19 protein-coding genes and 2 tRNA genes are annotated in these 22,648 nt (G+C 58.7%); 6 read left to right on the forward strand and 15 right to left on the reverse strand.

The features are described from left to right. Together GHN92_RS18350 and GHN92_RS18355 are read right to left on the reverse strand one after the other, a co-directional pair. Positions 1-73: transfer RNA gene (locus GHN92_RS18350), tRNA-His, on the reverse strand. A gap of 41 nt (positions 74-114) precedes the next feature. After that, positions 115-191 (reverse strand) — tRNA-Arg (locus GHN92_RS18355). Positions 192-471: 280 nt separating this feature from the next. Here GHN92_RS18355 and folD point away from each other — a divergent pair. After that, on the forward strand, positions 472-1,329 hold the full coding sequence (folD, locus tag GHN92_RS18360; RefSeq protein ID WP_095020907.1) for a bifunctional methylenetetrahydrofolate dehydrogenase/methenyltetrahydrofolate cyclohydrolase FolD: 858 nt from the start codon (positions 472-474) through the stop codon (positions 1,327-1,329). Between the two features lie 220 nt (positions 1,330-1,549). Here folD and cysS read toward each other — a convergent pair whose 3' ends face one another. After that, complete coding sequence (gene cysS / locus GHN92_RS18365; RefSeq protein WP_095001710.1) at positions 1,550-2,932, reverse strand: cysteine--tRNA ligase; 1,383 nt, start codon at positions 2,930-2,932, stop codon at positions 1,550-1,552. A gap of 22 nt (positions 2,933-2,954) precedes the next feature. Beyond that, complete coding sequence (locus GHN92_RS18370) at positions 2,955-4,652, reverse strand: glutamine--tRNA ligase/YqeY domain fusion protein (protein ID WP_095019323.1); 1,698 nt, start codon at positions 4,650-4,652, stop codon at positions 2,955-2,957. Between the two features lie 277 nt (positions 4,653-4,929). Here GHN92_RS18370 and GHN92_RS18375 point away from each other — a divergent pair, with 277 nt between their 5' ends. Both GHN92_RS18375 and lpxH read left to right on the forward strand, forming a co-directional pair. Continuing rightward, positions 4,930-5,433 (forward strand): peptidylprolyl isomerase, encoded by a 504-nt coding sequence (locus tag GHN92_RS18375; protein ID WP_095001712.1) that lies wholly within the window; start codon positions 4,930-4,932, stop codon positions 5,431-5,433. Then, positions 5,430-6,167: a UDP-2,3-diacylglucosamine diphosphatase gene (lpxH, locus tag GHN92_RS18380; protein ID WP_095001713.1), complete on the forward strand. Its 738-nt coding sequence runs from the start codon at positions 5,430-5,432 to the stop codon at positions 6,165-6,167. The genes GHN92_RS18375 and lpxH overlap by 4 nt, the downstream gene beginning before the upstream one ends. Positions 6,168-6,288: 121 nt before the next feature. Here lpxH and GHN92_RS18385 read toward each other — a convergent pair whose 3' ends face one another. The 5 genes from GHN92_RS18385 to GHN92_RS18405 form a co-directional block, all read right to left on the reverse strand. Further along, on the reverse strand, positions 6,289-7,818 hold the full coding sequence (locus GHN92_RS18385) for a DHA2 family efflux MFS transporter permease subunit (protein ID WP_153380742.1): 1,530 nt from the start codon (positions 7,816-7,818) through the stop codon (positions 6,289-6,291). A 63-nt stretch (positions 7,819-7,881) separates the two neighbouring features. Continuing rightward, complete coding sequence (locus tag GHN92_RS18390; RefSeq protein WP_095019325.1) at positions 7,882-9,087, reverse strand: efflux RND transporter periplasmic adaptor subunit; 1,206 nt, start codon at positions 9,085-9,087, stop codon at positions 7,882-7,884. 9 nt (positions 9,088-9,096) lie between these two features. Further along, entirely contained in the window at positions 9,097-10,572 is a 1,476-nt protein-coding gene (locus GHN92_RS18395; protein ID WP_153380744.1) for an efflux transporter outer membrane subunit, read from the reverse strand. Further along, positions 10,569-11,042: a MarR family winged helix-turn-helix transcriptional regulator gene (locus GHN92_RS18400; RefSeq protein ID WP_095001717.1), complete on the reverse strand. Its 474-nt coding sequence runs from the start codon at positions 11,040-11,042 to the stop codon at positions 10,569-10,571. The genes GHN92_RS18395 and GHN92_RS18400 overlap by 4 nt, the downstream gene beginning before the upstream one ends. A gap of 261 nt (positions 11,043-11,303) precedes the next feature. Continuing rightward, positions 11,304-11,912 carry a tRNA-(ms[2]io[6]A)-hydroxylase gene (locus tag GHN92_RS18405; RefSeq protein WP_095001718.1) on the reverse strand — a complete coding sequence of 203 codons (609 nt, stop codon included), beginning with the start codon at positions 11,910-11,912 and terminating at the stop codon, positions 11,304-11,306. Between the two features lie 220 nt (positions 11,913-12,132). Here GHN92_RS18405 and GHN92_RS18410 point away from each other — a divergent pair, with 220 nt between their 5' ends. Then, on the forward strand, positions 12,133-12,996 hold the full coding sequence (locus GHN92_RS18410) for a universal stress protein (RefSeq protein WP_153380748.1): 864 nt from the start codon (positions 12,133-12,135) through the stop codon (positions 12,994-12,996). 4 nt (positions 12,997-13,000) lie between these two features. Here GHN92_RS18410 and GHN92_RS18415 read toward each other — a convergent pair whose 3' ends face one another. After that, on the reverse strand, positions 13,001-13,471 hold the full coding sequence (locus GHN92_RS18415) for a DUF1289 domain-containing protein (RefSeq protein WP_153380750.1): 471 nt from the start codon (positions 13,469-13,471) through the stop codon (positions 13,001-13,003). Between the two features lie 406 nt (positions 13,472-13,877). On the opposite strand from GHN92_RS18415, the gene acnB reads away from it, so the two are divergent. Next, a complete protein-coding gene (gene acnB, locus GHN92_RS18420; RefSeq protein WP_095001721.1) occupies positions 13,878-16,478 on the forward strand; it encodes a bifunctional aconitate hydratase 2/2-methylisocitrate dehydratase in 2,601 nt (866 codons plus the stop codon). Positions 16,479-16,547: 69 nt separating this feature from the next. Here acnB and GHN92_RS18425 read toward each other — a convergent pair whose 3' ends face one another. Both GHN92_RS18425 and GHN92_RS18430 read right to left on the reverse strand, forming a co-directional pair. Beyond that, positions 16,548-17,618, reverse strand: coding sequence for an AI-2E family transporter (locus GHN92_RS18425; protein WP_095001722.1), 1,071 nt, complete (start codon positions 17,616-17,618; stop codon positions 16,548-16,550). A gap of 87 nt (positions 17,619-17,705) precedes the next feature. After that, positions 17,706-17,945 carry a sulfurtransferase TusA family protein gene (locus tag GHN92_RS18430; protein ID WP_095001723.1) on the reverse strand — a complete coding sequence of 80 codons (240 nt, stop codon included), beginning with the start codon at positions 17,943-17,945 and terminating at the stop codon, positions 17,706-17,708. A gap of 120 nt (positions 17,946-18,065) precedes the next feature. On the opposite strand from GHN92_RS18430, the gene GHN92_RS18435 reads away from it, so the two are divergent. Continuing rightward, the gene (locus tag GHN92_RS18435) at positions 18,066-19,496 is read left to right on the forward strand and encodes a M48 family metalloprotease (protein WP_095001724.1); all 1,431 of its coding nucleotides are present in this window, start codon (positions 18,066-18,068) and stop codon (positions 19,494-19,496) included. A gap of 39 nt (positions 19,497-19,535) precedes the next feature. On the opposite strand, the gene nadA is transcribed toward GHN92_RS18435, so the two are convergent. The 3 genes from nadA to GHN92_RS18450 form a co-directional block, all read right to left on the reverse strand. Further along, entirely contained in the window at positions 19,536-20,594 is a 1,059-nt protein-coding gene (gene nadA, locus GHN92_RS18440) for a quinolinate synthase NadA (RefSeq protein WP_095001725.1), read from the reverse strand. Between the two features lie 214 nt (positions 20,595-20,808). Next, positions 20,809-21,495: a type 1 glutamine amidotransferase domain-containing protein gene (locus GHN92_RS18445; RefSeq protein ID WP_153380752.1), complete on the reverse strand. Its 687-nt coding sequence runs from the start codon at positions 21,493-21,495 to the stop codon at positions 20,809-20,811. A 76-nt stretch (positions 21,496-21,571) separates the two neighbouring features. Beyond that, entirely contained in the window at positions 21,572-22,648 is a 1,077-nt protein-coding gene (locus tag GHN92_RS18450) for a 4-oxalomesaconate tautomerase (RefSeq protein ID WP_095001727.1), read from the reverse strand.

A 22,648-nucleotide genomic window follows, 5' to 3' on the forward strand; every position in this document is an offset into this window, starting at 1 on the left:
GGTGGACGAAGGGGATCGAACCCTCGACAACGGGAGTCACAATCCCGTGCTCTACCAACTGAGCTACGCCCACCATATTGCCTGTACTGCTTTACTTGTGCCAAAGCTGCCTAATGGCGCACCCGGCAGGACTCGAACCTGCGACCATCCGCTTAGAAGGCGGATGCTCTATCCAGCTGAGCTACGGGCGCATTGTTAGCCTGTATTCTTTGACGACTACAAACCAAGTGCTTTCAGTATCACCAAGCTGGACAACAACTTCGCTCTACCTTCTTAACCAGTGCTAGGCTGTGCCCGACAAGTGCGACGAATGTTATAGGTGAGCCCGTAAGTCGTCAACTGTTTTTTAAAAAAAGTTTAGAAATATAAAGGAGTTAGGGCAATAAACAGACCAGGCGCCTTTGCCCTCGCGCCGCGGCATGCGAGAATGCACGTCCTTTTTCCACCCTTTACGATGGTTAATCACGCGTAATGACTGCACAACTAATCGACGGCAAAGCGATCGCCGCCAGCCTGCGCCAGCAGATTGCCAAACGTGTCGCCGAGCGCCACGAGCAAGGCCTGCGCACCCCTGGTCTGGCAGTGATTCTGGTCGGCAGCGATCCTGCTTCCCAGGTTTATGTTTCGCACAAGCGTAAAGACTGCGAAGAGGTAGGCTTTATTTCCCAAGCCTATGACCTGCCCTCCGACACGACCCAACAGGACCTCACCGACCTGATCGACCGTCTCAATGACGACGCGAACATCGACGGCATCCTGCTGCAACTGCCTCTGCCTGCCCATCTGGATGCCTCCAAACTGCTGGAGCGTATCCGTCCGGACAAAGATGTCGACGGTTTCCACCCCTATAACGTCGGTCGTCTGGCCCAACGCATCCCGCTGCTGCGCCCATGCACCCCCAAAGGCATCATGGCCCTGCTGGAAAGCACCGGCCAGGACCTGTACGGAATGGACGCGGTCATTGTCGGCGCCTCCAATATCGTTGGACGCCCGATGGCCATGGAATTGCTGCTGGCTGGCTGCACCGTGACCGTAACCCACCGTTTCACCAAGGACCTGGCCGGCCACGTTGGCCGCGCCGACCTGGTGGTGGTAGCTGCCGGCAAGCCTGGCCTGGTCAAAGGCGAATGGATCAAGGAAGGCGCCATCGTCATCGACGTGGGCATCAACCGCCAGGCTGATGGCAAGCTGGTGGGCGACGTGGTGTACGAGACCGCCCTGCCCCGCGCGGGCTGGATCACCCCGGTACCGGGCGGCGTAGGCCCGATGACTCGTGCCTGCCTGCTGGAAAACACCTTGTACGCAGCCGAAGAATTGCACGGCAGCTAGTGCAAAGCGCTGCAAAAAAACGGCACCTTCGGGTGCCGTTTTTATTGGCGCCGCTAAAATCCGGGCAAACAAAAGCCCGCACTTGGCGCAATGCCATGACCTCAATTGTGGGAGCGAGCCTGCTCGCGAAAGCCCACCCGAGACCTTCGCGAGCAGGCTCGCTCCCACAAAATCATCAGCATCACGCCCCGTACGGGCTTTTGTTCACACAACGGGCAATCTAGTCAGCCAAGCGCCAGGTTGTCCCGCCTTTACTGTCTTCCAGCACCACACCCATTGCCGCGAGCTGATCACGGATACGGTCAGACTCCGCCCAGTCCTTGGCAGCGCGGGCAGCCAGACGCGCATCGATCAAGGCCTGCACCTGAGCGGCATCGATCTTGCCTTCAGCACCGGCCTGCAGAAAGTCATCCGCTTCAAGCTGCAACACACCCAGCACATCGGCCAATTGCTTGAGACGTGCCGCCAGACCGGCAGCCGCCTGCAGATCGGTTTCGCGCAACCGGTTGATCTCGCGAACCATCTCGAACAGCACCGCACAGGCTTCCGGCGTACCGAAGTCGTCGTTCATGACCTGGGTAAAGCGCTCAACAAAGGCTTCACCACCGGCCGGAGCAACCTTGGGCAACCCTTTCAGTGCGTTATAGAAGCGATCAAGGGCTGCCTTGGCATCCTTGAGATTGTCTTCCGAATAGTTGATCGAACTACGGTAGTGGCTCGACACCAACAGATAACGCACAACCTCCGGGTGATACTTCGCCAGAACGTCGCGAATGGTGAAGAAGTTGTTCAAGGACTTGGACATCTTCTCGCCATTGATGCGAATCATCCCGCAGTGCATCCAGGCGTTGGCGTAGGTTTTACCCGTAGCCGCCTCGCTTTGGGCGATTTCGTTCTCATGGTGCGGAAACTCCAGGTCGCTGCCGCCGCCATGAATATCGAAGGTCTCACCCAGGCAGCAGGTAGACATCACCGAGCATTCAATGTGCCAGCCCGGACGACCCGGGCCCCACGGCGACTCCCAGCTCGGCTCGCCCGGCTTGACGCCTTTCCACAACACGAAGTCCAGCGGATCGTCCTTGGCCTCGTCGACCTCGATGCGCGCGCCGATGCGCAGATCTTCGATCTTTTTGCGCGACAGCTTGCCGTAGCCCATGAACTTGGCAACGCGGTAGTACACGTCACCATTGCCCGGGGCATAGGCGTAACCCTTGTCGATCAGGGTCTGGATCATCGCGTGCATGCCAGGGATATGATCCGTGGCACGAGGCTCCATATCCGGCTTGAGGATATTGAGCCGCGCTTCATCTTCATGCATGGCCGCGATCATGCGCTCGGTCAGCACCTCGAAAGGCTCGCCGTTTTCACGCGCACGATTGATGATCTTGTCTTCAATGTCCGTAATGTTGCGCACGTAGGTCAGGTTGTAGCCGCTGAAACGCAACCAGCGGGTCACCAGATCGAAGGCAATCATGCTGCGACCATGGCCGATGTGGCAGTAGTCGTACACGGTCATGCCGCACACGTACATGCGCACATTGTTGCCGTCCAGCGGCTTGAAAACTTCTTTGCTCTTGGTGAGCGTGTTGTAGATCGTAAGCACGGCTTGTTCCTTCAAAACTTGATCACTGGCCCCACGAATCACGCAGGGTCACGGTACGGTTGAATACCGGGTGACCGGGTTTCGAGTCCTTGATATCTGCGCAGAAGTAGCCTTCGCGCTCGAACTGGAAACGGTCTTCCGGCTGTGCATTGCCCAGCGAGGGTTCAGCACGACAACCGGTCAGTACCTGCAGCGAGTCAGGGTTGATGTTTTCCAGGAAGCCCGCGCCGTCTTCGGCCTTTTCAGGGTTCGGCGAGCGGAACAGACGATCATACAAACGCACTTCGCATTCGACGCTGGCAGCCGCCGGCACCCAATGCACAACACCCTTGACCTTGCGACCTTCAGGGTTTTTACCCAGGGTCAGCGGATCGTACGAGCAATGCAGTTCAACGATGTTGCCATCGGCATCCTTGATCGCTTCGTCGGCACGGATCACATAGCTGCCGCGCAAACGCACTTCGCCCGCAGGCTCAAGACGCTTGTAGCCTTTTGGCGGCTCTTCCATGAAGTCTTCACGGTCGATGTAGATTTCACGGGCAAACGGCAACACCCGCACACCCATGTCTTCCTTAGGGTGGCAAGGCAGCTCGAGGTTTTCGACCTGACCTTCCGGGTAGTTGGTGATGATCACTTTCAATGGACGCAGCACGCACATGGCGCGCGGCGCGCTGTGGTCCAGATCGTCACGAATGCTGAATTCCAGCATGCCGAAGTCAACAACACCGTCAGAACGGTTGGTGCCGACCATGTCACAGAAATTACGAATCGATTTAGGCGTGTAACCGCGACGGCGGAAACCCGACAGCGTCGACATGCGCGGGTCATCCCAGCCGTTGACGTGCTTTTCATCGACCAGCTGCTTGAGCTTGCGCTTGCTGGTGATGGTGTAGTTGAGGTTCAGACGGCTGAACTCGTACTGACGCGGGCGCGCCGGTACTGGCAGGCTGTCCAGGAACCATTCGTACAGCGGACGATGGCTTTCGAACTCCAGGGTGCAGATCGAATGGGTGATGCCTTCAATGGCATCCGACTGACCGTGAGTGAAGTCATAGTTGGGGTAGATGCACCACTTGTCACCGGTCTGGTGGTGATGGGCATGACGGATGCGGTACATGATCGGGTCGCGCAGGTTCATGTTCGGCGAGGCCATGTCGATCTTGGCGCGCAGCACACGCTTGCCGTCTTCAAACTCACCGGCGGTCATGCGGGCGAACAGATCCAGGTTCTCTTCAACGCTGCGGTCGCGGAACGGGCTGTTCTTGCCGGGCTCGGTCAGGCTGCCACGGTATTCCTTGGCTTGCTCGGGCGTCAGGTCGCAGACGTAGGCCTTGCCTTCTTTGATCAGGTAAATCGCCCACTCGTGCAGTTGATCGAAGTATTGCGACGCGTAACGCACTTCACCGGCCCACTCGAAACCCAGCCACTTGACGTCGCTTTCGATGGCGTCGATGTATTCCTGGTCTTCTTTTGCCGGGTTGGTGTCGTCAAAACGCAAATGCGTCACGCCGCCAAACTCTTGAGCCAGCCCAAAGTTCACACAAATGGATTTGGCATGACCGATGTGCAGATAGCCGTTTGGCTCCGGCGGAAAGCGGGTCACGATCTGTGTGTATTTACCCGAGTCTAGGTCCGCCTGAACGATTGGACGCAGGAAGTTAGCCGGGACAGCAGGGCCAGCCTTTGGATTCAGAGTGGGGTCGACAGTGGGCTTGCTCATAGGATCCTTGAACGTAACAGGGTGCGCGGCCTGGGTCGGCCGACTAAATCAAAGCGCCTATCATAGCCGATGCCGCCAAGTCACTGACAGAGCAGGTGCTCAATCAAAGCGATTGAAATGCCGGCTTTTAGTCCCCATATGGGAAAAACACCATCGAAATGCCGTGCGAGCACGCTAAACTCCGCCCGCGGCTGTATCTACCCAGCCAGCCCGGGAGATTGAGGTGTGTTCACCCCGCTCCCCGGCCCGACGAATTCCCTGATAGAGCGATACGACCATGACCCAAGTAAAACTGAGCACCAACCACGGCGACATCGTGATCGAACTGAACGCTGAAAAAGCACCGATCACCGTAGCCAACTTCATCGAATACGTAAAAGCCGGCCACTACGAAAACACCGTTTTCCACCGTGTAATCGGCAACTTCATGATCCAGGGCGGCGGTTTTGAGCCAGGCATGAAAGAAAAGAAAGACAAGCGTCCAAGCATCCAGAACGAAGCCGACAACGGCCTGCCGAACGAGAAGTACACCGTGGCCATGGCTCGCACCATGGAACCGCATTCGGCTTCCGCCCAGTTCTTCATCAACGTGGCTGACAACAGCTTCCTCAACCACAGCGGCAAAACCGCTCAGGGCTGGGGCTACGCCGTATTCGGTAAAGTCGTTGCAGGCCAGGACGTAGTAGACAAGATCAAAGGCGTTGCCACCACATCCAAAGCCGGCCACCAGGACGTGCCTAAAGATGACGTGATCGTCGAGAAAGCAGAGATCATTGAGTGATACTGCTGATTTCAGATTTGCATCTGGAAGAGGAGCGCCCGGACATTACCCGGGCGTTTCTGGATTTCCTGACCGGGCGTGCGCGCTCGGCTCAGGCGCTCTACATCCTGGGCGACTTTTTCGAAGCCTGGATTGGCGACGATGCCATGACCCCCTATCAGCGCTCGATCTGTGCAGCGCTGCGCACCCTGAGCGAGACCGGCACGCAGATCTTTCTGATGCACGGCAACCGCGACTTTTTACTGGGCCAGGCCTTTTGTAAAGCGGCTGGCTGCACCCTGATCAAAGACCCCAGCGTGGTCGACTTCTATGGCGAACCGGTTTTGTTGATGCACGGCGACAGCCTGTGCACGCGCGACGAAGCCTATATGCGCCTGCGACGCATCCTGCGCAACCCCGTCACTTTGTGGGTCCTGCGCCACCTGCCGCTGGGCACGCGGCATAAACTGGCGCGCAAGCTGCGCAGCGAAAGCCGCGCCCAGACCCGCATGAAAGCCAACGACATCGTTGACGTGACCCCCGAGGAAGTACCCCGGATCATGGCGCACTTTGGTGTGCACACCCTGATTCACGGCCACACCCACCGCCCGGCGATACACAAACTGCAGATCGGCGAACAGACCGCCCGGCGCATTGTGCTGGGTGACTGGGACCGCCAGGGCTGGGTACTGCAAGTGGATGAGCAAGGCATGCAGCTGGCGCCGTTTGATTTTGCTCCGCCTGGCGCACAGTAAACTCGTGGGCGCGAGCCTGCTCGCGAAGGTTTCTGCGCAACATCACAGATAAACCGCATGCCGACTTTCGCGAGCAGGCTCGCTCCCACAAGGGGCTTGCAGGGCTCCAGCCCCTCTACCCCTAATGCCCGCTGGTCGCCGGCCCCGCCTTGGCTATAAACGGCGGTTTCGCCAGCCACACCAGCAGAATCAAGCCCATAAACAGCCAACCCATCATGGTGAAGTAATCCACGGTGGAGAACATATAGGCCTGACTTGTCAGAATCTTGTCCATCTGTGCATAGGCAGGCGTGCTGGCACCGCCCAGGCTTTCGAGCGTATGCCGGGTCACAGGGTCATAGGCGCTGATGCTTTCGCTCAAGTAGGCATGATGCTGATCCGCCCGGCGAATCCAGATCCAGGTGGTCAAGGACGCCGCAAAGCTGCCGCCCAGTGTACGCAGGAAGGTCGCTAGCCCAGCGCCATCAGCAATCTGATGCGGCGGCAAATCCGACATCAAAATGGTCAAGGTCGGCATAAAGAACAGGGCCACGCCAATCCCCATAAACAGCTGCACCATCGCGATATGCTGGAAATCCACCTCATTGGTGAACTCGGCACGCATAAAGCAGCTCAGGCCAATAGCCAAAAAGGCCAGCCCGGCCAACAGGCGCAAGTCGAATTTATTCGCGTACTTGCCCACAAAGGGCGACATCAAAACCGGCAAGATCCCGATCGGTGCCACCGCCAGACCGGCCCAGGTAGCGGTATAGCCCATCTGCGTCTGCAGCCATTGCGGCAAAATCAGGTTGATACCAAAGAACCCGGCATAACCCAACACCAGCACAATGGTGCCAATCCGGAAGTTACGGTGAGCAAACAGGCGCAAGTTGACGATCGGATGCTGGTCTGTCATTTCCCAAATGATAAAGGCCGCCAGTGCCACTACCGATAAAGCTGTGCCCGAGAGAATGAAACTGGACTCGAACCAGTCCAGATCATTGCCCTTGTCGAGCACGATCTGCAACGCACCCACACCGATGATCAAGGTGATTAGCCCCACGTAATCCATCGGTTGACGGGTAATCACCACCGGGCGCGCCTTGAGTTGCTGGCGAACCACCATCACGGCAAAAATACCGATCGGGATATTGATAAAGAAGATCCACGGCCAACTGTAACTGTCGGTGATCCAGCCGCCCAAAATAGGCCCGGCAATCGGTGCAACCACCGTGACCATTGCCAGCAATGCCAATGCCATCCCCCGTTTTGCCGGGGGATACACCGCAATCAGCAAAGTCTGGGTCATGGGATAAAGCGGCCCGGCCACCAACCCCTGGAGCACGCGAAACCCGACCAGCTCTGGCATCGAGGTGGAAATACCGCACAAAAACGAGGCCAGAACGAACAGCATCGTGGCCCACAGAAACAACTTAACCTCACCAAACCGCCGGCTGAGCCAGCCGGTTAACGGCAAGGCAATCGCGTTACTGACCGCAAATGACGTAATGACCCAGGTACCCTGCTCCGAACTCACTCCAAGATTACCGGAGATGGTGGGCAAGGCGACGTTGGCGATGGTGGTGTCCAGCACCTGCATAAAGGTCGCCAGCGACAGGCCGATCGTGGCCATTACCAGGCTGGGAGGGGAAAATGACGCGTTTGTACTCATCGCAAATCCTTTAAAACCGGGGATGCAGCCCCACCCTTGCGGCGGGGCTCATGGATTGGCGAATCAGCGTTGGGCGGCCATGTCGCCAGTGCCAGCGCTGTTGCTGTCAATCAAACGCGTAATCAGGGCTTCGGCATCGACCAATTGCTGCGCATACACCGTGGTGGAGAACGAAGCTTTTTGCGGCGGTTGCTGAGCCAGAACCGGACCACTTTGGTCACGCAGGTTGACATCCACAGTCGTCGACAAGCCGACCCGCAACGGGTGCTCGGCCAGCTCATCGGCATTGATATGAATACGCACCGGCACACGCTGGACAATCTTGATCCAGTTGCCCGTGGCATTTTGCGCGGGCAACAGAGCAAATGCACTGCCGGTACCGGCACCGATACTGTCGATGGTGCCGCTGTATTTCACGCCGCTGCCGTAGATATCAGACTCAATATCCACCGCCTGCCCGATACGCATCTTGTGCAACTGGGTTTCCTTGAAATTGGCATCGATCCACAGCTGGTTAAGCGGAATGACCGCCATCAACGCCGTGCCTGGCTGAACCCGCTGGCCCAGCTGCACGGTGCGCTTGGCCACATAACCGGTGACCGGCGCAATCAGGGTGGAACGGGCATTGGCCAGGTACGCCTGGCGCAGTTGCGCCGCTGCAGCCTTCACATCCGGGTGGTTGGCCACCGTGGTGTTATCGACCAACGCCAGGGTGGTGTCGAGTTTTTGCTCGGCATTGCGCAAGGCGCTTTGCGCCGAAGACAGATCATCCCGGGCATGGGACAACTCTTCCTGAGAGATCGCCCCGCCTGCTGCCAGGCTTTTACGGCGGCTGTAGTTGTCCTGGTTTTTCTGCACTTCAACTTTCTGCGCAGCCACCTGGGCTTTCATGCCCTTCACATCACTGAACAGGCCGCGTACCTGGCGCACGGTACGGGCCAGATTGGCTTCAGCGCTCTGCAGGCCGACCTGGGCATCGCTCGGATCGAAATCAATCAGCACCTGCCCTTCATGCACCAGATCGCCATCATCGGCGCCGATACTCACCACCGTACCGGTGACCAACGGGGTGATTTCAACCACGTTGCCATTTACATAGGCATCGTCGGTGCTTTCATTCCAGCGACCATAGAGCTCTTCCCAGGCCCAGACACCCAGCCCGAGCAGGATGACCAAAATTGCCAGGCCGCTCAGCCAGAGCTTGCGTTTGCGCTGGCTGGCAGCGTCCTGGGGTTGTTGCGTTTCATTCGGTGTTTGCACAGTGGCCATGACGGGTACCTAAATTATTCTGCCAGCGAGGGCTTCAGCGGGAGCGGCCGCAGCCGGATTGCCGGGCTCAAGTCCGCCGCCCAGGGCTTGCATCAGTTGAATCGAAAGGTCGATCTGCTCGGCATTCAGGCCCGCCAGCTGGCGCTGCGCCTGCAACAATTGCTGCTCGATGCTGAGCACGTCGAGGTAGTTGCCGACACCCGAGCCGTAGCGCTGCAAGACGGTATCGAACGACTCCTGAGCGATCTGGGTGGCCCGTTGCTGGGCGCTTATCTGCTGGCCCACGGCACTTAACTGCGCCAGGGTGTCACTGACATCGCCCAGGGCGCCGACCAGGATCTTGTTGTATTGCGCCACCGCCAGATCGTAATTGGCGTCCTCTGCGTCCAGCCCGGCACGCAAACGCCCGCCATCAAAGATCGGCAGCGAAATCGCCGGGGCAATATTGAGGAAGCGACTGGCAGAACCGAACAGCGCATCACCCAGCAACGACTGGGTTCCCGCCGCTGCACTCAAATTGAGATTGGGATAAAAACGCGTCCGGGCGGCGGTAATATTCTTGCTCGCTGCCTCTACCCGCCAGCGCGCAGCCACCAGATCGGGGCGACGCCCCAGCAGTTCAGCTGGCAAGCTGCTCGGTAACGCCACGGCGCCCGGGGCGAGGGTTTTCGGGCGAGCGATATCCATCCCGCGGTCCGGCCCCTTGCCCAACAACACCGCCAGCGCGATGCGTGCACTTTTGAGTTGTTTTTCAGCATTGATCAACTGCTCCTGGGAGCTGGCCTCAAGGCTTTCGGTTTGCTGGTACTGGTAATGGCTGTCGATACCGGCTTGCAGGCGGCGCTTGCTCAGGTCCAGCATTTTACCGGTGCGTTCCAGGTCATCCCTGGCCAGGTCGCGCACGATAAAGGCATGTCCCAGGCTGCTATACCCCCGCGCTACATCGGCAGCCAGGGTCAGGCTCGCGGCCTGAGTGTCGACTTCGGCAGCGCGGGCCTGGCCCAACGCCGCTTCCCAGGCCGCACGCTGGCCACCCCATAGGTCGAAGGTGTAATTAAATGTCAGGCTGGCGTTGCGTAGCGTGTCGTAACGGCCACCCTGGCCGGTCGGATCCTGGGAACGCGACAGGCGCGAACGCGAAACATCGGCCTCGGCATCCAGGGTCGGCATGCGTGCGGCATCTGCAGCCCCGGCTGCAGCCGTTGCTTGATGGGCGCGGGCACTCGCTATTTGCATATCAGGGCTGTCGCGCAACGCTTGTTCGATCAAGCCATCCAGCTGAGTGTCGCCCAGGCGCTTCCACCAGTCCTTTTCAGGCCATGCCGCCGGGCTGACGGTAATGCCTGCAAGGGTCCTGGCCGCTTCCAGGTTTTTCCCGTCCTGGCTCACGCCCTCGGTGTTCAGCCCGCTGTAGCTGGCACAACCGGCCAGCAGCATCGACGTAAAAACCAGGCTCAGGCCTGTACGCAGTGTCTTGTGGCTCATTTTTCACCTAAACGCATGACAGTGATGGGATCACCCGCTGCCAACAGTATTTTCTTGAGGATCTGTTCCAGGCTTTGCAGTTCTTGCGGGCTGATGGCGCCGGCCAGCTGGTTCATCGCATCGGCACCGACCTTCGGCAGAAGGCCTGCCAGGGCCTTGCCGTCTTCGCTCAGTACCAGCCGCACCTGGCGACGGTCAGCCTCGGAACGCTGGCGCACCAGCAGGTTTTTCTGCTCAAGACGATCGAGCATGCGCGTCATCGAGCCGCTGTCCAGGCACAGATGGCGGCAAAGCTCAGCCGGAGTGTCGACGTCGAACTGGGCCATGATGATCAGCACCTTGAACTGCGCCGCGGTGATGCCGTAAGGCTCCATATGGCGGTCAATGATCTTGTCTTTGAGCATGGCCGTGCGCCCCAGGAGCAAACCCAGGCTGCAGTTTTGAAAGTTATCGGGGTGAAAATGCTTCATCAGGGCACCAGGAAGCTGCCTAGGCAGTAATGTTTCTAAATATTACTGTCTAGGCAGCTAATGTCAAGCCGATTATTAGGTGGCTATCTATCTGGTTTTTCAGCGGGCACGCAAACCGGTGCCTAAGAGAGCAACTATCTAGATGATGGCGGGATTGTTGTGGAAGCGGGCTTGCTCGCGAGGGCATCGCCCTGCCTGCATGACAGACCGCAGCGTCTGCATCGCGAGCAAGCCCGCTCCCACAGTAGATCTACAGAAGACTCAAGAAACTGCCGGCACACCACTATGAAAGCGGAATTCAACATCCGGCGACTCAATCAGCTCCTGCTCCGCCGCCCTCACCCGCTCGATCACCTGGGCGATATCCTTGGCGTCGCCATACTGGTAGGCCAGTTTCAGATAACCCTGGAAATGTCGGGCCTCGCTCTTGAGCAGACCGAAGTAGAACTTGCCGAGCTCTTCGTCCAGATGCGGCACCAGCGCCTCGAAACGCTCGCAGCTGCGGGCCTCGATAAACGCCCCCACCACCAGGGTATCCACCAGTTTGACCGGCTCATGGTTGCGCACCACCTTGCGCAGCGCCGAGGCATAGCGCCCGGCTGATAGCTGGCGCAGCTCGATCTTGCGCTTTTTCATCAGACGCATGACTTGCTCGTGGTGCACCAGCTCTTCACGAGCCAGACGCGACATCATATTGATCAGGTCAACATGGGAGTGATATTTGGCGATCAGGCTCAGCGCCGTGCTGGCGGCCTTGAACTCGCAGTTTTTGTGATCGATCAGCAGGGTTTCCTGATCAGCCAGTGCCGCTGCAATCCAGCCGTCAGGCGTTCGGCAACCCAGGAACTCATGAATTTCAGGAAGATTCACGCGCACACTCCCAGGCATTGGGAATTGCACGGCAGACCGGCAGTGATTTGAACAATTGCTGACATGGGACTCACAAAGACTGAATTGAGGCGAGCCGGTGATTATACGGGCCCCGGCGCGCAGCACCAACGACACAACTTGATATGCATCAACGCAGGTTCAACTGCCGACCAACTATAGTGAATGCACGCCGTTTCTATTACATGTGGAGTCACCGGTCATGCACAGCATTAACAGCCTGTTGGTCGTCATCGAGCCTCACCTGATGGAAAGCCTCGCACTCAAGCGGGCCAAGCACATTGCCAGTCACACCAAGGCGCATCTGCATCTATTGATCTGCGATAAAAAAAATGACCACTCAGCCCTGCTGAGCGTGCTTGAAAGCAGCCTCAAAAGCGAAGCCTACAGTGTGAGCAGCGAGCAGGCCTGGCACGAAAGCCAGCACGCCACCATTATCAAAGTGCAGCAGGCGCACAACTGCGGGCTGGTGATCAAACAGCATGTGCCCGACAACCCGCTAAAAAAAGTCCTGCTGACCCCTGAGGACTGGAAACTGCTGCGCTATTGCCCAAGCCCGGTGCTGCTGGCCAAAACAGCACAGAGCTGGGAGCACGGCGTGATACTGGCAGCCGTCGACGTGGGCAATAACGACCCGAAGCATATGGCCCTGCATACCAGCATTGTCGACCACGGCTTTCGCATCGCCAGCATGGCCCATGCCGAACTGCATGTGGTCAGCGCCCACCCGGCGCCAATGCTCGCAACAGTCGACGCGGTCTACCCGCTGGATACCGAGCTGGAACAGACCTACCGCGCAGAATGTAAAGTCTTCCAGCAACAATGCGAAATTGACGACAGCCGCCTGCATATTGAAGAAGGCCCGGCGGACGTGATCATTCCGCGGGTAGCCAAAAACCTGGACGCCGTGGTCACCGTGATGGGCACCGTCGCCCGTACCGGTTTTTCCGGGGCCCTGATCGGCAATACCGCCGAAGTGGTGATCGACAAGCTGGAAAGCGACATTCTGGTGCTCAAGCCCGATGACATCGTCGAGCATCTGGAGCAACTGGCGAGCAAGCTCTGAGCGCTTACTCGCCAAACGCATCCTTCAGAAAGCCCGGGGCGATATAGCGCTGATAATGCGCTTCGGACAGGAGGAAAAATTCCCGATCAATGGCATCGCGCAGATCGGTCAGCGGCCAGCCGCGAAACTCCGGCAACAGCACCATGCCGTACAGCTCCAGCTGGTTGATCACCCGCGCCCCGCGGGCAATCAGCTGGTAGGCCCAGCAATACTCGGACTGGGCAGGCACAAAGCGGATTTTGCGCGCCACCAGCTGGTCACGCAGCGTGGCCCGGTCGAACACTTCGACCTTGCCGGCCATCACCTGCACCAACAACTGCTCGAGCCGACGCCACACGGCACGCTTTTCTTCCTCGTTGTAACCGTTCCAGTTGATCACTTCATGATGGAAACGCTTGCAACCACGGCACACAAGGTCGCCGTAAACCGTTGAGCAAAGGCCTATGCAGGGGGTCTTGATGGCTTGATTGGACATGGCGAAATAGAGCACTGCAGAACGAAACAGGTGGCCATGTTAGCCCTTTGTCTAACGCAGATCACCCCTCAACCTTCAGGGCCTAACTTACCTTTAACAAGTTTTTACCGTAGAATCGGCCTGCCTTTTAAGGCGCCAATGTCCGTTAGAAGCTGTTTTCAAAGCGTCACGAGCACAGTTGATCCCGAAGAACGGTGTTGGTGAGGGGTGTTTGCACTGCAGATACCCCCACCGACATTCATCATCTCCCCCGTTCGGAAGGCGTAAAACTTTGAAAACAGCTTCTGTTGGGAATCCTTGAAACTCTGGCCAAGCGGCTCATAAAGCCGCGCAGCGCATGAGTGCTCGGCATTCCTGGATGAGCGTCCCGGACACCCATTTGGGACCAATGATGAGGGTAATAACTGTGCTTGAAGCCTACCGCAAACATATCGAAGAGCGCGCAGCACTGGGTATCGTTCCCCAGCCGCTTAACGCCGAACAAACCGCAGGCCTGGTTGAGCTGCTGAAAAACCCGCCTGCCGGCGAAGAAGAATTCCTCGTAGACCTGATCACCAACCGCATTCCGCCGGGTGTTGACGAAGCTGCTTACGTAAAAGCCGGCTTCCTGGCCGCGATTGCCAAAGGCGAAGCGACCTCTCCGCTGATCAGCAAAAAACGCGCTGTTGAACTGCTTGGCACCATGCAGGGCGGCTACAACATCGTGACCCTGGTTGACCTGCTGGACGACGCGGAGCTGGCTCCGGTTGCCGCCGAGCAACTCAAGCACACCCTGCTGATGTTTGACGCCTTCCACGACGTTGCAGAAAAAGCCAAGAACGGCAATGCCCACGCCAAAGCCGTGGTGCAGTCCTGGGCTGACGGCGAGTGGTTCAAGAACCGCCCTACCCTGGCTGACAAAATCAGCCTGCGCGTGTTCAAGGTAACCGGCGAAACCAACACCGACGACCTGTCGCCGGCACCGGACGCCTGGTCGCGCCCTGACATCCCGCTGCACGCCCTGGCCATGCTGAAAATGGCCCGTGACGGTATCGTGCCGGACGTGCAAGGCTCCATCGGCCCGATGAAGCAAATCGAAGAAATGCGCGGCCAGGGCTTCCCTATCGCTTACGTCGGTGACGTAGTCGGTACCGGTTCGTCGCGCAAGTCGGCAACCAACTCCGTACTGTGGTTCTTCGGCGACGACGTTCCTTATGTACCGAACAAGCGTGCCGGCGGTTTCTGCTTCGGCAGCAAAATCGCTCCGATCTTCTACAACACCATGGAAGATGCTGGCGCACTGCCAATCGAATTTGATGTTTCCAACATCAACATGGGCGACGTGATCGACCTGTACCCGCACGCAGGCAAAGTCTGCAAGCACGGTACTGACGAAGTCATCACCACTTTCGAACTGAAAACCCCGGTTCTGTTGGACGAAGTACGCGCTGGCGGCCGTATTCCGCTGATCATCGGCCGCGGCCTCACCGAGAAGGCTCGCGCCGAGCTGGGTCTGGGCCCTACCGACCTGTTCAAGAAGCCTGAAGCACCGGTTGAAAGCACCAAGGGTTTCACCCTGGCGCAGAAAATGGTCGGCAAGGCTTGCGGCGTGACTGGCGTTCGTCCAGGCACTTACTGCGAACCGAAGATGACCACCGTAGGTTCTCAGGACACCACCGGTCCTATGACCCGTGACGAACTGAAGGACCTGGCGTGCCTGGGCTTCTCCGCTGATCTGGTGATGCAGTCGTTCTGCCACACCGCGGCTTATCCAAAGCCGATCGACGTGACCACCCACCACACCCTGCCTGACTTCATCATGACCCGCGGCGGTGTTTCCCTGCGTCCGGGCGACGGCATCATCCACAGCTGGCTGAACCGCATGCTGCTGCCGGATACCGTCGGTACCGGTGGTGACTCCCACACCCGTTTCCCGATGGGCATTTCGTTCCCGGCCGGTTCGGGTCTGGTGGCGTTCGCCGCAGCTACTGGCGTAATGCCATTGGATATGCCGGAATCGGTTCTGGTTCGCTTCAAGGGCGAAATGCAACCGGGCATCACCCTGCGTGACCTGGTTCACGCCATTCCTTACGTCGCTATCCAGAAAGGCCTGCTGACGGTAGAGAAGAAAGGCAAGATCAACGAATTCTCGGGTCGTATCCTGGAAATCGAAGGTCTGGACAACCTGAGCATCGAGCAAGCCTTCGAACTGTCCGACGCTTCGGCAGAACGTTCGGCCGCCGGTTGCACCATCAAGCTGTCCAAAGAGTCGATCACCGAATACCTGAACTCCAACATCACCCTGCTGCGCTGGATGATCGGTGAAGGTTACGGCGACGCACGTACCCTCGAGCGTCGTGCTCAAGCGATGGAAGCCTGGGTAGCCAACCCTGAGCTGATGGAAGCCGATGCTGACGCCGAATACGCGCACATTATCGAAATCGATCTGGCTGACATCAAAGAGCCTGTGCTCTGTGCGCCAAACGACCCGGATGACGCCCGTCTGCTGTCCAGCGTTGCTGGCGAGAAAATCGACGAAGTGTTTATCGGTTCGTGCATGACCAACATCGGCCACTTCCGCGCTGCGGGCAAGTTGCTGGACAAGGTCAAAGGCCAGCTGCCAACCCGTCTGTGGCTGTCGCCGCCGACCAAGATGGACGCTCACCAACTGACCGAAGAAGGCTACTACGGTATCTACGGCAAAGCTGGCGCGCGCATGGAAATGCCGGGCTGCTCGCTGTGCATGGGTAACCAGGCACGTGTAGAGCCGAACTCGACTGTTGTGTCGACTTCGACCCGTAACTTCCCGAACCGTCTGGGTGACGGCGCGAACGTTTACCTGGCTTCGGCCGAGTTGGCGTCGGTTGCCTCGATCCTGGGTCGCCTGCCTTCCGTTGAGGAATACATGGCCTACGCGGCAGAGATCAACACCATGGCTGCGGACGTGTACCGCTACCTGAGCTTTGATCAGATCGCCGAATTCCGTGAAGCGGCAGCCAATGCCAATATCCCGGTTATTCAAGCGTAAGCTGATGCAGTAACGAAAAAGCCCCGACTCTTACGAGCCGGGGCTTTTTCATGTCTGGCGTTCAGTGATTTACAGCAGCGGTGATACGACTTGCTGCTCTCGCGGCCAGGCATCGAGCACGGCCTTGAACAAGGTCGCCAGCGGGATCGCAAAGAATATCCCCCAGAACCCCCATAAACCGCCAAACAACAGCACCGCACAAATGATCGCCACCGGGTGCAGGCTCACCGCCTCGGAGAACAGCAGCGGTACCAGCACATTGCCGTCCAGGGTCTGAATGATCCCGTAGACCGCCATCAGGTAGATAAACTGATCGCTCCAGCCCCACTGGAACAGCGCAATCAGCAGCACCGGCACCGTCACCACCACCGCCCCGACATAGGGCACCACTACCGAAACCCCCACTAGCAGCGCCAGCAAGGCCGCATAATTGAGGCCCATGGTGACAAAGGCGATATAGGTCACGCCGCCACAAATGATGATCTCGATCACCTTGCCGCGAATGTAATTGGCAATCTGGCGGTTCATTTCTTCGGCCACGCGGGTAATCAATGCCCGTTCACGGGGCAAATAACCCCGCACCCAACGGCCAATCACCGCGCGGTCCTTGAGGAAGAAAAACACCAGGATCGGCACCAGCACCAGATAAATCATGATGTTGACCAGCAGCGGCAAACTGGACAGCGAAAAGGTCAGTGCCAGTTGCCCGAACTTGCCGATTTCACCCCGTGCAACTTCGATGGCCTGTAACACCTGCTCATCCGACACGAGGTGAGGGTAGCGCTCAGGCAGCAACAGCAACAACGATTGCCACTTGGCAAGCATGCCCGGCAGCTCGTTGAACAGGGTGATCAACTGATGCCAGAGCAAAGGCACTACCACCACCAGAAACACCAGCAACAGCCCCATAAACAGCGCAAACACCAGCCCGACTGCCGCCGCGGCCGGCATCCGCATGCGTTCCAGTGCAACCACCAGGCCCTGCATCAAATACGCCAGCACCATGCCCGCCAGCACCGGCGCCAGCATGCCGCCCAATGTCAGTACGGCGGTGAAAGCCAACACCAGCAACACCGCCAGCACCACTGCTTCTTCATCAGAGAAATAGCGCTGCACCCAACCACGTAAAACCTTGAACATCGATATTCCTTAAAAGAAAGTGCAGCGCTTCTGCGGCAGCGATTCATTCGCGAGCAGGCTCGCTCCCACAGCGAGGTCAAGCAAGGCTCAGGCCTTGCGTAACCAGTAGCGATAAGTGCCAGCATCTACTTCTTCACGCAGCAACTCATGGCCTGCCAGGCGCGCGAAGGTACGAATGTCCCGTTGTGAGCCGGCATCGGTGGCAATCACCTTGAGGGTCTGGCCACTGCCCATTTTGTTAAGCGCCATCTTGGCCTTGAGCAGTGGCAGCGGGCAATTGAGCCCGGCAGCATCCAGTTCGGCATCATGGGCCAGCACATCAGTCATTGCATACGTCTCCACAGAGGGCTTTTTTTATGCGGGCTAGAATACCCCAAGCAACCCCGCCACTGGTCGCCAGCCAAGTGTCCAGCTACAGTAAGCGCTTTACCGACCAGAGCCTTGTGCATGACTTTTCTGCGCCCTACCCTGTTGACGCTCGCTTGCCTGCTCGCATCACCGAGTTTCGCCGACGATTTACCGTCTCTGGGTGACGCCAGTTCGTCCATTGTCTCGCCACAGCAAGAGTACCAACTGGGCCGCGCCTGGCTGGGCATGTTGCGCGGCCAGGTGTCACAACTCAACGACCCGCAACTCAAGGACTACGTCGAGACCAGTGTCTACAAACTGGTCGAAACCAGCCAGGTGCAGGACCGCCGCCTGGAATTCATCCTGATCAACAGCCCGCAGCTCAACGCCTTCGCCGCACCCGGCGGCATCATCGGGGTTAACGGCGGCCTGTTCCTCAATGCCCAGACCGAAGGTGAATATGCCTCGGTAATGGCCCACGAACTGGCCCACTTGTCCCAACGCCACTTTGCCCGTGGCGTGGAAGCCCAGCAGCGCATGCAACTGCCGATGATGGCAGCGCTGCTCGCCGGGATCATCGTTGCAGCCTCTGGCGCAGGAGATGCCGGCATCGCTGCGATTGCCGGCACCCAGGCTGCGGCCCTGCAAGAGCAGCGACGCTTCTCGCGCCAGAATGAGCAGGAAGCTGACCGCATCGGCATTCTTAACCTGGAGAAAGCCGGTTACGACCCGCGCTCCATGCCCACCATGTTTGAGCGCCTGATGCGCCAGTACCGTTTTGATGGCAGGCCGCCGGAATTTTTGCTGACTCACCCGGTCACCGAGTCGCGTATCGCCGATACCCGCAACCGCGCGGAACAGGCCCGGCCAGGCGGCACCGAAGACAGCCTGCGCTATCAGTTGATCCGCGCCCGGGTGCAACTCAATTACGAAGAAACCCCGGGGCTGGCGGCCAAACGCTTTCGCCAGCAACTGGATGAAAACCCGAAAAATAACGTAGCCCGTTATGGCCTGGCGATTGCCTATATAAAAGGCAGCCAGTTCAACGAAGCCCGCGAGACCCTCAAGCCACTGCTGGAAAAGGCGCCCAACGACATCACCTATAACCTGGCACAGATCGAGCTGGACATGGACAGCAACCGCCTGAGCGAAGCCCAGCAACGTATCGACCGGATGCGCACCCTGTACCCGGGCAATTACCCGCTCAATCAGGCCCGGGTTGATTTGCTGCTCAAGCAGAATAATCCCAAGGAAGCCGACAAGGCCCTTGAGGCGCTGCTCAAGAGCCGCCCCGACGACCCGGATGTCTGGTATTCGGTTGCCGAGACCCGAGGTTTGTCAGGCAATATCATCGGCCTGCACCAGGCCCGTGCGGAGTACTTCGCATTGGTGGGGGATTACCGCCAGGCCATCCAGCAACTGGACTTTGCCCAGAAGCTGACCAACAACTTTCAGCTGTCGGCACGCCTGGATGCGCGCAAGCGGGAGTTGATGGATCAGGAACGGGCGCTCAAGGAAATGATGAACTGAGCCTGACTGGCTCAGTTCCTGTGGGAGCGGGTTTGCTAATCAGGCATTCCCCGCCAGCTTCAACCGCGCCGCCTGGGTGAAATCGAGCATGCGTTTGAGCGGGCGAATGGCATGGGGCACCAGTGCCGGGTCGACAAAGATTTCGTTGCTGCCCTGCTGCAAGCATTCCAGCGTGCGCTCCAGGGTATTCATCGCCATCCACGGGCAGTGCGCGCAACTGCGGCACGCCGCACCGTTACCCGCAGTCGGGGCCTCGATAAACACCTTGTCCGGGCACAGTTGCTGCATCTTGTAGAAAATGCCGCGATCGGTGGCCACGATAAAGGTCTTGTTCGGCAGGTTCTGCGCCGCAGCGATCAACTGACTGGTAGAGCCCACGGCATCGGCCAGATCGATCACCGATTCCGGCGACTCCGGGTGCACCAGGATCGCTGCATCCGGGTACAGCGCCTTCATGTCTTCCAGCTGCTTGGACTTGAACTCTTCGTGAACGATGCAGGCACCGTCCCACAGCAGCATGTCGGCACCGGTCTGGCGCTGGATATAACGGCCCAGATGCTTGTCCGGCCCCCAGATAATGGTTTCGCCGTTATCCATCAGGCTTTCGACGATTTCCAGCGCGCAGCTTGAGGTCACCACCCAGTCCGCCCGGGCCTTGACCGCCGCCGACGTGTTGGCATACACCACCACCGTGCGCTCGGGGTGCTTGTCGCAAAACGCGGAGAACTCTTCCACCGGGCAGCCCAGGTCCAGCGAGCAGGTGGCCTCCAGCGTCGGCATCAGCACGCGTTTTTCAGGGGTGAGGATTTTTGCGGTTTCGCCCATAAAGCGCACACCGGCCACCAGAATGGTCTTGGCCGGGTGAGCCGCACCAAAGCGGGCCATCTCCAGGGAGTCAGAGACACAGCCGCCAGTTTCTTCGGCCAGGGCCTGAATCACCGGATCACAATAAAAGTGCGCCACCAGCACCGCGTCGCGGGCTTTAAGTTCAGCCGCGATTTGCGCCCGCAGGCTGAGGGCTTGAGCCTCAGTCAACGGCTTGGGCTGCTTGGCATCAAGGTGGGCTTGAACCAGAAGTCGTTCAGAAATTTGCGTCATGTTCGCAAGACCTGCAAGCGCTGTTGCGCGAAAGTCGAGTGTACCACCAGCTCCGGGCCGGCAAGCCCCGCTGGGAGAATGTATGTATCAGGCACGGACAAGCACTGAAGCGCGACAAGGCTACAGAATATCCTTGGGATTCAAAAGTTTAATGTGGGTATCAGGCAGGTAGATGCAGGCTGAGGGGCCTGCATCGGCTTTAGAACGGGGGATTTTACTGAATCGCCGCCAGTACCAGCTCGGCCACCGGCCCGCCCGATGCCGGGTTTTGCCCGGTAATCAGCCGTCCGTCTGCGATGGCAAACGGTGCCCATGGGGTACCGGCCTTTTGATACAAGGCACCGCGCTTCACCAGCTCGGTTTCGGTCAGGTACGGCACATGCTGGCTTAATCCGGCCAGGTCTTCCTCTTCATTGGAAAAACCAGTGACTTTCTTGCCCTTGACCAGCAGTTCACCATTACTCAGCTTGATATTCAGTAAACCCACAGCGCCATGACACACCGACGAAACCACCCCGCCGTGCTCATAGATATGACGGCTGAGCGCTTGCAGTTTCTCGTTGTCAGGAAAATCCCAGATAACGCCATGGCCGCCCGCGTAATAAATGGCGATGTAGTCATCCGGGTTGACCTGATCGGGCTTGAACGTCGCGCCCAGCCGGTTCATGAAGGCCTTGTCGTGATACCACTGCCAGTCAATCGGCGACGCCATGTCGGCGGCCAGGCTGTGGGGGTCGATCGGCGTGTACCCACCTTGCGGGCTGACGTAGTCGACGGCATAGCCTGCGGCCTCGACCTTGTGCACAAAATGCACGGCCTCGCCCAGCCATAAGCCTGTGGCGCGATCAAGGTTCGGGTATTTCTCGACGCTGGTCAGTACCACCAAAATCTTCTTGCTCATGGTCAACCTCCTGTTTGTGCGGACACCGGCAAACCGGTGGGAACAAGAGCATAGACCACGCCAGCGCGCATTTGTCCTAGCCTGCCCAGACCGCCGCCGGCACACACACCACCCCGTCAAACAGCAACCGCGCCGTGCGCATCAGCCCGCACCCAGCCAACTGGCCGTGGTGCAAACGCAGCTCCACCGTGAACTCTCCTGTCGGGTGTTCTACCGAAAGTTGCCGCACATCCCCCTTCCCTACCCGGGCCAATCCTGCCGCCACACTCCCCTCGATCAAACACGCGGCAGCCACGCTGACCGCCCCGAATACGCCAATACTGGTATGGCAGCGATGCGGAATGAATGTACGTGTACACAACGCCCCCCCCGCCTGTGCAGGTGCCACCAGGCACATTTTCGGCACATTACGCTGGCGCACATCACCCAGGTTCATGGCCAGACCGGCCTGCATGCGGATCGACTCAAGCCGTGCTCTGAGCGCAACGTCCGCATCCAGCTGTGCCGGGCTTTCATAGCCACTGCATCCCAGTTCCTGGGCCCGCAGCAACACTACCGGCATGCCATTGTCAATGCAGGTCACTGCAACTCCGTCCAGCACATCAACAGCGTTACCCGTTGGCAATAGCGCACCGCAGCTGGCCCCGGCGATGTCTTCGAACTCGACGACCAGGGGCGCGGCAAATCCCGGCACACCATCGATTCGCGCATCACCGCTGTAGCAGACACGGCCGGAAGATGTGGGCACATGGGCAATCGCGATCTGCCCGCTGTTCTGCATATATATCCGTACCGGGGTCACATCCCCCGCCACTGGCACCAGCCCCCGCTCAAGGGCAAACGGCCCGACGCCGGACAGGATATTGCCGCAGTTCTGGCCGTAGTCGACTCGCGGCTCATCCACCAGCACTTGCGCAAACAGATAGTCCACATCAGCGTCCGGCCGGGCAGACGGCTGGATAATTGCAACCTTGCTGGTTAGCGAGTCGGCACCACCGATGCCGTCAATCTGCCGGCTGTCCGGCGAACCCATGACCGCCAGCAGCACGAGATCACGCAACAGCGGGTCTGCGGGCAAGTCGCTGGCCAGAAAATACGCGCCCTTTGAGGTGCCACCGCGCATCAACAGGCAAGGAATGCGGGTCTGGGTCAT

The organism is Pseudomonas sp. FSL R10-2964 (assembly GCF_009600035.1).
Classification (GTDB): domain Bacteria; phylum Pseudomonadota; class Gammaproteobacteria; order Pseudomonadales; family Pseudomonadaceae; genus Aquipseudomonas; species Aquipseudomonas bubulae.